Raw genomic sequence first — 12,508 nt, 5'->3', positions numbered from 1 at the left:
TATTTACCTTTTTGGCTCTAAACAAGAAAAATTATAAAACTGAAAATTCAGTCATTATTTATGCAACACTAGTGAATACTATGCTTTCGTTGATTTATAATAACAGGTAAGTAATAAGTGTTTTCAAATTATAGATTGATGTAGTAGAAGATATGAAAATTGGAGCATACCTCAAGTTGAAAGAAATTTACTTTAATAAGTCAATTCATGCTGAAACATAGGTAATTGAAGGTTCAAACGTTTTGTATTTGTAAAGCGAAAAACAAACTATTGCCTGAATTTTACCAGTTAATGAATTTGGCAAGCGTATGGAATTAAAATAGATTTATTAAAACTGGAAGGGGGATGCTTCATTTATGAAAGGGAAAATAGTAATCAGGTTAGTTGTAACTTTCATGTTTATTGCTCTTTTTTTAACAGGATGTTTAGGGAGTCAGACAACAAAGGAGACAGGAGAAAGTGTAGATAGCAGCACTAACTCGATCACAGTTTTAGTTGAAGGTGGAAGTCCTGCTTTTAGGGTTGCTCGAGAGACTGCTGACGAATTTAAAGAATTGACAGGTTATGAAGTGATTATAGAAACAGCACCTTATATTGGTGTATATGACAAGTTAAGAGTGGAGATAGCTTCTCGATCAGGATCTTATGATGTAGCAACCATTGATATATTATGGTTTCCTGCACTTGCCGGAGGGTTAGAACCTATTGATGATTTAATTACAACCGATGTAGAGGAGGATTTGCTTCCAGGACTTATTTCTGGAGGTTACTATAATGATCACGTATTGGGGTTACCAGTTTGGACAAATGCCAAAACTTTACTTTACCGAAAAGATTTATTTGAAGATGAACAAAATAAAAAGGGGTTTAAAGAAGTGTTTGGATATGAACTTCAACCACCTTCGTCGTGGAAAGAGTATCAAAATGCTGCCAAGTTCTTTACTCAAGATACAACTGGTGATGGAGTAACTGATCTGTATGGTACAACTGTTTTTGGAGCAAATAACGGTGATTCTGTAGCAAGTTGGCTAGACCATGCTTTACAAGCCGGGGCTCGATCATTAGTAATTGATGAAAATGGTGAAATTCTAGTAAACTCTAAGCCTTATATTGTGGCCCTAGAAATGTTAACTAAATTGCTTCATGAAGACAAATCAGTCCCGGCAGACGCATTATCCATTGCTTCACAAGAAACGTCTAAATTATTTTGGGATGGCAATGCGGCAATGATGTTAGCATGGGGACATTTTTATATGCCTTCTAATGATCCAACGATTTCAAAGGTTGCAGGTAACGTGGGGTCAGCTCCAATGATTACAGGGGCAGCAGGAATTGGTACGATACCCGGCCCTTGGTATCAGATAATTCCCCATTCATCTAAGAAAAAAGATGTCGCTAACAAGTACATTGAGTTTATCTATGAAAAGAATGATTTATTCATGGAAACGATAGGCGTTGCTGCAAGAAAATCAGTTTTAGAAAAGTACAGCAAGAAAAATGGTTACGAACATTTAGGTCCACTAATGACAAACTTATCAAGTGCTCAAACACAAAATCGTCCACCAATCATTGAGTGGCAACAAATAGAAAGTGAAGCGTTAATTCCCGCTGTTCAATATGCACTGTCAGGTCAAAAAACACCTCAAGAAGCCCTTGATTGGGCCGCAGAGATTATAGAAGGAATTATCCGTTAAAACAATCTATAAAACTTTAAATCGTAAAAGATATAAAAGTGAATATATTAAACTGCTATTAAAACTTTTCACTTAGTAAGGAGGTGGGAGATGGTTTTATTTAAAAATGGTAAGCAAAGATTTTCAATTAGAAAGAGAATACTTTTGTTAGCGCTATTCTCGGCGTTAATCCCATTAATCGTCTTTGGCATGTTTACTTTTTTATATTTAAATAAAGTTTTTGAAAATCAAGTCTCTGAAACAACCTCTAATTTTTTAAGCGTTTTAGATCTAAATATTAATACTTTTGTCGATGATATAGAGAATATCTCAAATAATATTTTTTTATCAAATGATATTCAAGAATATTTAAGCTATCGGGATATAACGCCTAAGTATTATATGTTGGAAACAGCTTCCAAGAATTTTCTCAATAGTATAACGATTGTTAATAGACCTTATCTTAACGCGATCTATTTAGGCAATGAACATCATGAATTTTTGAAAATCAATCGTGGTGAAAGTAATCGTAACAATACCATTTTTGACCATTTAGCAAATACAGGTGTATATGACCAGTTATTAGAAAGTGAATGGAAGGGGATGTGGTTTAAAGAAGATGAAATGAATTTTTTGGAAGAATCTCAAAATCCTTTAATGTTTGGTCGGGTATTAAGGGAACTAAGCACGAATAAGGAAATTGGAATTTCAATCATAGTTCTCGATCAGTTCGTTTTTGAGAATATGTTTAGAAATGTCACAACAACTGGGGATATTTTAATATTAGATGATATCAATACAATCTACTTTAGTGGTAAAGAAAAACACTATTCAACGAATCAAGTCGTAGACTTACTAAAAGAATATGATGGTAACGAATTTATTATTGAAACAATCAATCAAACCAAATATATTTTAAACTTTCATACAAATGAAAATACGAATTGGAAAATTGTAAGCATAATCCCTTATCAAAGTATTGTTAAAGATATAAATGATATTCGTATGCTTGCTGTCTTTTTATTATTTCTTTCATTGATTTTAGCCATGTTTGGTGCAACATTAATTGCAAAAAAAATTACAAAGCAACTCTCACTATTAAAAGATCTCGTTCAAAAAATGGAGAAAAGGCAATATCTATCGAATAATAAATTTGATAATCAAGATGAATTTGGGAAAGTAGGGAATCGCTTCGTTGAACTTTATAATCGTAATAATAAATTAACCATACAACTGTATGAAGCACAGTTGAAAGAAAAAGAAGCAGAATTGTTAGCTTTACAAAGCCATATTAACCCTCATTTTTTGTATAATACGTTAAACTCTATTTATTGGATGGCAGTGAAGGTTAAAGCAAAAAAAATAGCGAAAATGGCTATAAGTTTATCAAACCTTTTCAAATTAACACTAAATGATGGTGATCATATTACGACAATAGCAAAAGAAGTTGAACAGGTAAAAAGTTATTTAGAAATACAAAACATTCGTTTTGACAATAAAATCAACTATTTTATCGATGTTGATCCATCAATGTTTGATGATAAAATTATTAAATTAGTTTTACAACCAATTGTTGAGAACGCTATTCAACACGGTTTCGAGCCAAAAGGTGGAGCAGGGGAACTCACAATAAAAGGATTTAAAAATGATAAAATGATTACATTTGAAATAAGTGATAATGGTATTGGATTTAATATTGAAGAAGAACGATTTAAAAAACAAGGTTATGCATTAAGAAATATAAATGAACGAATTAAATTACACTATGGGACACAATATGGTCTTGAAATTGAAAGTGAAGTTAATACCGGGACCAAGGTTACTTTAACCATTGGACTGAAAAACGAACATTCTGCAATTGCTTAAGTTATTATTGTGATAAAATGAGCTTTTTTACTACGGTAAATTTAAGAGTTTTTACATTCTATTATTATTTTCTATAATAAGTTCAGAATTCCAAGAATGATTAGGATACACGGTGGTAAAAATCCCATTTGTTGTATCCCTTTTCTTTTTGATAAAGTAAAACCAGAATAAATACCTATGATTAAAAATAATCCGCTCATGAATAAGAAGGACAAGCTAGTCAAAATGATTGAATAATCAAGTAATGCAGCACCAATACCAGCTCCGAAAGTCCAATCAAAACTAAGATGATTCCACCTATCATTTCTGCATATTTTGGTAACAGTAATAAACGTATAACAGTACCCATAGTCATCGCTACTATAACCATGACACTAGAAATCAACATGATGACGAGTAAAGAGATGAAAGGTATTCGAATTCTTCTAATTCCATAAGTAATTCCTATTCCAAAACTATCTAAACTAACAGCAATTGTTCAAAGGATACGTCCTAGCAATCTGTTCAATCCTCCTTTTCTTCATGTCGTTATATTTATACCTTACTCTGTGTACGCACCAGTGCACAGAGTAATTTTATTTTTAAAAAAATGTATGACATATTTAAAAGATGTTGGAATTTTCAAATTGTTGATCTGGACTTAAGATTAAAAGTGTAAATAAGATATTTACAACCAAAAAACAATTGAGGAGGATTCATATGAATGTCTGGAAACCAAATAGTCCTTTAGGAGGATTACCATTTATTAAAGATGCAAGATCATTACGTGAGTCAAGTTGGGATCGAACTGGTGGGAATAAAGATTTTAGAGTTGTCGGTGCTGGTGAAACATATGAAGTTTGTGACTTAAAAGGTCCCGGTTGTATTAAACATATTTGGTTGACAACAAGGTGTTATGCACCTCAGTATTTACGAAAGGTTATTATTGAAATGTATTGGGATAATGAAGACAACCCTAGTGTGCGGGTACCTTTAGGAGATTTCTTCGGTATTGGTCATGCTGTAAGTAAACATTTTGTTTCATTGCCTTTAAGTATGGTTACTGGTGACAGAAGAGGTCCAAAAGGTCCTTTTGCAGCAGCTATGAATAGTTACTTCCCGATGCCGTTTAATGAAAGGGCTATCATAAAAATCATTAATGAAAGTGAAGAGGAGATTGCTAACTTATTCTATTATGTTGACTATGAACAATACGAAAGCTCAGATTCTTTACCGGCGGATATGGGTACATTCCATGCCAGCTGGAATCGTGAAAATCCTACTGAGAAAGTAGAGTTTGAATCAACTATTGAAAATCCAAATCCATGGGATTTACCTGGTGAAAACTTAACGGGTGAAGATAACTACGTAATTTTAGATGCAGAAGGAAAAGGTCACTTTGTTGGTTGTGTCTTAAATATTGATAATTTCAATGCATCAAATCAAGAATACACTTGGCCTGGGGAAGGGGACGATATGTTCTTCATTGATGGTGAAGTATGGCCGCCTTCTTTACATGGTACTGGTACAGAGGATTATTTTAACGCAGCTTGGGGCTTTCCGAGTGGTGAATATGCAGGGCCGTATCACGGAATTTCATTAGGCAGTGATGTGCAAGAACATTTTGGAAAATGGAGTTTATATCGTTTCCATATTGAAGACCCTATTCGATTTACAAAATCAATTAAAGCTACAATTGAGCATGGACATGCAAATGACCAGAGTAATGATTTTTCAAGTGTCGCTTATTGGTATCAATTAGAACCGCATAAACCATTAAAGCCGCTACCTGATATGAAGGAACGACTACCAAGAAGGTGGCCGGAGCATGGATTGTGGGATAAGTAAAAAATAGGGGGGACTTATATGAGAAAAGTATCGGTGTTAATCGTTTTATCATTAGTGATAGCACTTCTAGCAGCTTGTGGAGACCAACCGAGCGGCGGTGAACAAAGTAGTAAAGATGATAAAAGCATTACGGTCTTAGTTGAAGGGGGAAGTCCTGCTTACACAGTTGCAACCGAAACAAAGGAAGAGTTTGAAGATTTAACTGGCTATGAAGTGAATATCGAGTCAGTACCTTATGTTGGTGTTTATGATAGATTACGGACTGAGATGTCTTCACAAACAGGGTCGTTTGATGTAGCTACAATTGATATCATTTGGTTTCCAGCAATCTATCAAAGTTTAGAACCTATTAATGAATTAATTACAGACGAAATTGAGAATGACTTATTCCCAGGTCTGCTTGATGCAACGACTATGGATGAAGATTCTTTTGCACTTCCAGTCTGGACGAACTCAAAAATCCTACTATATCGTGAAGACCTGTTCGCTGATGAAGAAAACAAGGAATTATTTGCTCAAAAATACGGTTATGAACTAGCACCTCCAACAAGTTGGCAAGAATATAGAGATGTCGCAAAATTTTTCACACAAGATACGAATGGTGATGGATCTATAGATTTATATGGTACTAGCGTTTTTGGAGCAAACAGTGGTGATTCAGTGGCAAGCTGGTTGGATCATGTCGCTCAAGCAGGAGCAGAATCCTTTATCATTGATGAAAGTAATCATGTTATTGTCAATGATAAAGCGCATGTAGAGGCATTAGAGTTTCTTAAATCAATCGTACATGAAGATGAATCTGTCCCAGTTGGTGTCTTAGAAACTGCATCTGCTGAAACTTCTGAACTATTTTATAATGGAAAGTTAGCGATGATGCTGGCTTGGGGGCATTTCTATGTTCCTGCAAATGATCCTAAAACTTCAAAAGTAGCTGGAAGTGTTGGAGCTGCACCTATGATTGGTGGAAATGCGGGAATAGGAGTAGTTCCTGGACCTTGGTATCAGGTTATCCCTTCTTCGTCAAAGAAAAAGGATATTGCAAAAGAATATTTGCAATTTATGTATGAAAAGAATGAACTATATACAGAAGCATTAGGAGTAGCGTCACGACAATCTGTATTTAATAAATTTGGTGAAGGCAAAAAATTCGATCATTTGAATGCGCTGTCAACGACTTTAAATGCTCCGCAAACAACGAATAGACCTTCTGTGCCTCAATGGCAGCAAATTGAAAGTGAAGCGTTGGTGCCTGCTGTACAAAGAACATTATCAGGAGATACCAGCCCGCAAGAAGCCCTAGATGAGGCTAAAAATATCATAGAAAGAATTCTAAATAATTAAAGATCACGGATAGGGGATCCCCCTATCCGATAACTAAAAATTATTGGAACGAGTTGATTTGGATGAATAGAACATATAGAACTTCACTGCTGTTTTTTATGCCCGCTGGTATATTCATGTTAGTATTTTTAATTTATCCAATTAGTCTACTACTAAAGGACAGTTTATATAAGGTCGATATCTTTAATCCGAGTGAAGCTACTTTTGTTGGTTTATCAAACTATATAAATGCGTTAACATCTGAAAGATTTATAGGTGCTACTATAAATACGGTTATTTATGTCGTTGGTGCAGTGTCTGTTGAATTATTACTAGGATTGTTTTTTGCGTTGCTGTTGAATTCAGGGTTCAAAGGTAGCGGGATTGTTCGAACAATCCTTCTAAGTCCATTAATGATTGCACCAATAGTAACCGGATTAATTTGGAGATTTATGTTAAATAACCAGTTTGGTATAGTTAATAAACTTTTATATGATTTTAATATTACTTCGTCCCCTCATGCTATTCAATGGCTTTCAGATGAAAGGTATTCATTGTTATCAGCAATCATTGCAGATATTTGGTTAACCACTCCTTTTATGATGCTAGTCTTGCTAGCGGGCCTTCAAGGAATCTCAGCCACATTATATGAATCTGCAAAAATTGATGGTGCTAACAAAACACAAATATTTTTTTCTATTACACTTCCATCATTAATGCCAGTAATGGTTGTTGCGATATTAATTAGAATGATCGACGCTGCTAGAACATTTGACATTGTTTGGGTATTAACTCAAGGTGGACCATCATTTTCATCAGAGGTTCTTAGTACGTATATGTATAGTAATTTAACTAGATATGGGCTTGTTGGTGAATCTAGTGCAATGGCTGTAATATTCATTATCATCTTATTGGCTCTAAGCTCTTATTTCTTAGTAAATATGTTTAGGGCAAATAAGAAGTAGAAAGGACGTTGTTAAAATTGAAACAAGAAAACCTTTATCCAGAAGAGAACCTTTCTCCACAACCAAAATATGTCCCAACGAAATCTTTGCGTTTTAACCAAAAAAGTATAATTGGGATTATTACAAGCATATTAGCACTTTTGTTTATAAGTCCATATATCTATATTGTTTTAACTTCTTTTAAACCTTCTGCTGAGGCAATAAGTCCATCACCTACGTTTTTCCCAAGGGAATTATCAGTAGAAAACTATATTGGTATGTTTGAAAAAATGCCAGTCATTCATTATTTTATGAATAGCTTTGTCTCAGCAGCTGTCAGTACTATATTAGCTGTGTTTTTAGGAGCTTTAGCTGCTTATGGTTTGTCTAGATTTTCTTCAAAGATAGGAAATGTGTTTTTGCTCATTACACTATGTGTACGCATGATTCCGATGATAAGTATTGCTATCCCAATGTATTTGATTATTAATGGAATTGGATTAATCGATACGCGGTTAGCTTTAATTATTACTTATACTGCGATAAATGTTCCGTTTGCTATATGGTTGATGATGGGATTCTTTAAAAATATTCCTAAAGAATTTGATGAGGCGGCAAGAATAGATGGGTGTAATATATTTACAGCTTTTATAAAAGTCATTCTTCCTGTTTCCTTACCCGGGCTAGCTACAACGGCCATTTTTTGCTTCATGCTAGCATGGAATGACTTTTTGTTTGCTTTATTATTAACATCAACAAATGCGAAAACAGCTACTGTCGGGATATCAGAGTTTCTCACTGCTTATAATCTTGATCTTGGACCAATGACTGCAGCGGCTGTAAGCTTTAGTCTGCCAGTTATGATATTTTCAATTATTGTCCAAAGGTATATTGTAAGTGGAATGACATTAGGAGCGGTAAAAGAATAATACAAAATGAAATTTAACTTTTATGAGGAGCATCCAGTTTCTTGAATGTGTCGTTCTTAAACGTCAATGAAGAGAAGTACTTTAGGGAGTATTCAATTTAAGAAGTCATTGGTAAAGGAAGGAGATGGAAATAATATGATTAAGAATAAACATCAAGTAGCGATTTGTAAAGCGAATGAAGAAATTGCAAACAAAATAGAAATGATAAAAATAGTCCTTTCCGCTTAAAGTTTCACTTTATGGCACCAACTGGATGGATCAATGATCCTAATGGTTTTGTTTATTACAAAGATGAGTATCACTTATTTTATTAATTTAATCCATATGCTTCTAGTTGGGGGCCCATGCACTGGGGGCATGCAAAGTTCCAAGCATGCCATCAATGTTAGATATAAAGAAAGTTGTAAAAAGGCAGTAAAGGAAGTGCTATAATTTAATACAAATCATTAGTTCCCTTAAGAATAATCACATTTGTAAAATAACGAGGCTGAACCAGAAGTGACACTTCAGTATTTACAATCTTTTATGGCTCATATCCAAGTAAATACAGTTGGGTTGTCATGAAGTCACCTCATTTTTATGGACAGTCTCGTTATTTTACAATTTTTGGATAAATCAGTTGAGGTTTGAGAAGGAATGCTTTTTTATCTAAAAAAAACTGACACTTTCAAAAGAAATTAGAATGTTAATATTGTAATAAGAACCGTAAAATTAACTATATAAGAAGTTTAAGTATGGTATTATTTTAAAAAAGGAAGATAATAGTGCTAACGAAAAGACAGGGGTGAGAAGTATTGTATAAAATGGTAATCGTCGATGATGAAAAAATTGTAATTGATGGATTAACATCAGCGATTGATTGGGCGGAGCATCAAGTAGAGATTGTTGGTACTGCTACGGATGGAAGTAAAGCCTTACACTTAATTGAAGAAACAAAACCCCATATTGTCATGGTTGATATTAGAATGCCAGGAATGAACGGCTTAGAATTGATCCACAAATTGAAAGCGCTTTCTTGCGATGCGGTATTTATTATTATTAGTGCTTATACACAATTTGATTATGCCAAACGAGCTCTTGAGTTGGAGGCAGTTGACTATTTAACTAAACCGATAGAAATTGAAGAAATTATTAATTCGGTACAAAGAGCGATAAAAAAGTATGAAAAAAGTAATGATGCAAATAGTAATAGCAAAGAAATTGAGGCTTACAAAATTAAATTAGAAGATAAATATATCTTACATTCGATTCTCGGACATAAAATAAACGAGCATGAATTGGATAGTAGAATTAACTCTTGTATGGTAATCGTTTGTGGTTTGAATTTTTCGGAGTGGCCTAGTGATTTTAAAAGCCAAATTGAAGGTTTTTTATTTCGGCTTAAGGACCATTTCAAGAATAGCATTGTAGTACCGTATCTATATAGTATTGAAGATAAATTAGTTGTTGCATTCACTAGTAAACATGAAAATAACGTATCAATTTCTATTTTTAAAGATATTAAAGAGTTTTCTATATTATTAGAAAGGGAAGTCGGTTCTCTTCCTGTCATAGGGGTTGGAAATGCCCAATCAAGTCTATCAACTATGCAGCAGTCATATAGCGAGGCGCTAGAAGCTTTCACCATTGGCTTGTATTTAAACAAATCGATGACTTTTTACAGCGATTTAGAGAAATTGAATTATCATGTAGGTTCTAAAGTCATTACAATGATCGATAATTATTTTAATACTAAAGAAATTGATTTAAACAACATTCCGCAATTAATTAATAAAGTATTGGAATATTCAATGCAAAAAATGCTAGCGCCAGGGTGTGCTAAATATTTATGTTTCAAGCTAATTACTAACATCTATGATTATATTCAACAAGAATTCAATCTAAATGTAGAAACTATTTTAGGAGAAAAGTATGAAATAAACAATCAGTTAAATCAATTAAAGTCAATTGACGACATTAGAGGTTGGCTATTAAATAAGGTCAACGTACTACTAGATTATATGAATAATAATCAACTTTCTCATAAAGAAAAGTTAATTATTGATGTGAAAAAGTATGTGAATGAAAAATTTAATGAAGACATTACTTTAGATGAAGTAGCTGAATTATTTCACATTAGTCCAGCGTATTTGAGTAATGTTTTCTCAAAAAGGTTTGGTATAACTATGTTTGAATTTATTATTGATAAAAGAATTAGAACAGCAAAGAAACTATTACAAACGACCAATTATAAAATTTCTGAAATAAGCAAACAAGTGGGATATAGTAATCAAAGATATTTTAATCAAGTTTTTAAAAAACATGTTGGTACTTCACCTGGTAGGTATCGTTCTGAACGTTCAATAAAACAAAACATAGAAATGAAGGTAGAAATTTAAAGGGAAGTTGTGCACCCCCGAAAATAAAAGAGGGTTTTCTCGAATTTGAGGATTACAGCTATTGTAATCCTCTTTTTGGTGTGCCCCGCAGTCACACGGTCAAGTGGCTCAAATCGATTCGGTAACTTTCCCTTTGTAATTGGCATAGCCGAAGCAACGACCTTACCCTTTTGGGAAGGTCGGACAGGATGTCTCTAGTGAAAGGGAATCTGAAAGGTCTGCAGGCAAAGTCTAGCCCGGAACATAATGTGAACCAGAGGGTGGCAGCGGTATCAACAAAAAGTTGGAAAAAGAATGAATGAATACAAAACAAGATCAATTGATTCTTGCAGATCTTCTAAAAATTTTTGAACCCAAAAACTTAGTAAGATTTGGGGGATTCCCTGCATTAAACAGGGTGGAAACGATAACCTGGGGATACCATTCAATAAAAAAATGGTATCAGTTAAAAGTAGTGGAATCTTATGAGTGGGAATATAGGGGGAATGTATAATGAATCAAAATGAAGTGATGATCCAATCGATTGATCATGTTTCTTAAATTAAATCTCTATGATGAAAAGAATAATGAGGAAATCCAAGTTGCTCAGCTATTTGCTGATGACCAGACTGAAGTGAAGTATTGGGTTCAACCACCTACATCAATAAAAACAGAAGAAGATATTAGGAATGTAGTGAAAAGGGTAATGGAAATGATGGGTGATTAGTTTATTTAGTTGATAACTAGAAAAAACAATGCTTGAATCGTGTTAACAAATAAAACTATTAATAAGCTAAAGAACAGTCTCCCCTCCGGACACTGTTTTTTGCCATTCCTTTAAACCCTATTATTACTCCCAAACAACCGAATCTTCCCTCTCACAACTTCCTCATCGCCTCACGCCCTGCACCTTGGTAGGCTCTTGGATCTGTTGCCTTCGAGTTTTCTTGCAGATAATTTCTTACTGCATGGGTATAGGCTACAAGGTTTTCTGTATTTACATTAATCTTTCCGATTCCAGAAGAGATGGCTTCTAGAATTTGCGCATCCGGAATGCCAGATCCGCTGTGGAGGACGATAGGGGCATCAATGGTTGCGGCTACTTTTCTAATATTGTCGCAGCATAATATTTGGTGTCTTTTTGTACATTCCGTGTGCGGATCCAACGGCCATAGCAAGTGCATCTACTTTTGTTTCGTTCCAGAAGTAGATGGCCTCTTCGGGATCGGCTAAGTTTTGGGAGACATTTGCTAACCTTGAGAACGAAATCGCTATGCGATGGCTAAAGGTCAAAACCCCAAATAAACATAGAGTATAATCTTGTTATAAGATTGGCAATAAATACACCTATGGAAGGAAAAAGATTGACATTCTATATTTTCGATACAGGCAGCAAAATCGCTTCTTCTAATTGTGAACTTTCCATGTCAGTTTAATACTAATTCGGAGCTATACTAGAGGTCGCGACTTCATTCTTCCTGGGCAATCAAAAATTTTGCGAAAAAAGTTTTATGTATGAGTGAATTTCATAATTTGAATCCTAAGTCTCGTAAAGCTTTCAAGACACAAAAAAAGGAGTACCTCCCCAAAAG

At 34.1% G+C, this 12,508-nt stretch carries 13 protein-coding genes; 10 read left to right on the top strand and 3 right to left on the bottom strand.

Features of this window, described 5'->3' with window-relative positions; all coding sequences use genetic code 11:
- Positions 1-356 precede the first annotated feature (356 nt).
- On the top strand, positions 357-1,694 hold the full coding sequence (locus PQ474_RS24740) for an ABC transporter substrate-binding protein (protein ID WP_273848240.1): 1,338 nt from the start codon (positions 357-359) through the stop codon (positions 1,692-1,694).
- A gap of 90 nt (positions 1,695-1,784) precedes the next feature.
- Positions 1,785-3,539, top strand: coding sequence for a sensor histidine kinase (locus PQ474_RS24735; protein WP_273848239.1), 1,755 nt, complete (start codon positions 1,785-1,787; stop codon positions 3,537-3,539).
- Between the two features lie 220 nt (positions 3,540-3,759).
- On the opposite strand, the gene PQ474_RS24730 is transcribed toward PQ474_RS24735, so the two are convergent.
- On the bottom strand, positions 3,760-3,954 hold the full coding sequence (locus PQ474_RS24730) for a manganese efflux pump (protein ID WP_273848242.1): 195 nt from the start codon (positions 3,952-3,954) through the stop codon (positions 3,760-3,762).
- A gap of 284 nt (positions 3,955-4,238) precedes the next feature.
- On the opposite strand from PQ474_RS24730, the gene PQ474_RS24725 reads away from it, so the two are divergent.
- From PQ474_RS24725 to PQ474_RS24690, 8 genes are all read left to right on the top strand, one after another.
- Positions 4,239-5,366, top strand: coding sequence for a glycoside hydrolase family 172 protein (locus PQ474_RS24725; protein WP_273848238.1), 1,128 nt, complete (start codon positions 4,239-4,241; stop codon positions 5,364-5,366).
- An 18-nt stretch (positions 5,367-5,384) separates the two neighbouring features.
- Positions 5,385-6,707 carry an ABC transporter substrate-binding protein gene (locus tag PQ474_RS24720; RefSeq protein ID WP_273848237.1) on the top strand — a complete coding sequence of 441 codons (1,323 nt, stop codon included), beginning with the start codon at positions 5,385-5,387 and terminating at the stop codon, positions 6,705-6,707.
- A gap of 62 nt (positions 6,708-6,769) precedes the next feature.
- Complete coding sequence (locus tag PQ474_RS24715; protein ID WP_273848236.1) at positions 6,770-7,651, top strand: carbohydrate ABC transporter permease; 882 nt, start codon at positions 6,770-6,772, stop codon at positions 7,649-7,651.
- A gap of 17 nt (positions 7,652-7,668) precedes the next feature.
- Positions 7,669-8,559, top strand: coding sequence for a carbohydrate ABC transporter permease (locus tag PQ474_RS24710; protein ID WP_273848235.1), 891 nt, complete (start codon positions 7,669-7,671; stop codon positions 8,557-8,559).
- Between the two features lie 239 nt (positions 8,560-8,798).
- Entirely contained in the window at positions 8,799-8,873 is a 75-nt protein-coding gene (locus PQ474_RS24705; RefSeq protein ID WP_390186260.1) for a hypothetical protein, read from the top strand.
- A gap of 489 nt (positions 8,874-9,362) precedes the next feature.
- Positions 9,363-10,937 (top strand): response regulator transcription factor, encoded by a 1,575-nt coding sequence (locus PQ474_RS24700; RefSeq protein ID WP_273848241.1) that lies wholly within the window; start codon positions 9,363-9,365, stop codon positions 10,935-10,937.
- Between the two features lie 298 nt (positions 10,938-11,235).
- The gene (locus PQ474_RS24695) at positions 11,236-11,430 is read left to right on the top strand and encodes a hypothetical protein (protein WP_273848234.1); all 195 of its coding nucleotides are present in this window, start codon (positions 11,236-11,238) and stop codon (positions 11,428-11,430) included.
- 30 nt (positions 11,431-11,460) lie between these two features.
- Positions 11,461-11,643, top strand: coding sequence for a hypothetical protein (locus PQ474_RS24690; RefSeq protein WP_273848233.1), 183 nt, complete (start codon positions 11,461-11,463; stop codon positions 11,641-11,643).
- Between the two features lie 151 nt (positions 11,644-11,794).
- Here PQ474_RS24690 and PQ474_RS24685 read toward each other — a convergent pair whose 3' ends face one another.
- Together PQ474_RS24685 and PQ474_RS26740 are read right to left on the bottom strand one after the other, a co-directional pair.
- A complete protein-coding gene (locus tag PQ474_RS24685) occupies positions 11,795-12,094 on the bottom strand; it encodes a class II fructose-bisphosphate aldolase (RefSeq protein ID WP_337956410.1) in 300 nt (99 codons plus the stop codon).
- Positions 12,024-12,209: a class II fructose-bisphosphate aldolase gene (locus PQ474_RS26740; protein ID WP_390186257.1), complete on the bottom strand. Its 186-nt coding sequence runs from the start codon at positions 12,207-12,209 to the stop codon at positions 12,024-12,026. The genes PQ474_RS24685 and PQ474_RS26740 overlap by 71 nt, the downstream gene beginning before the upstream one ends.
- Positions 12,210-12,508 lie beyond the last annotated feature (299 nt).

This window comes from Halalkalibacter alkalisediminis (assembly GCF_028610705.1).
In the GTDB taxonomy this organism is placed as follows: Bacteria; Bacillota; Bacilli; order Bacillales; family Bacillaceae_D; genus Halalkalibacter; species Halalkalibacter alkalisediminis.
This window is presented reverse-complemented; position numbering and strand designations above follow the sequence as displayed.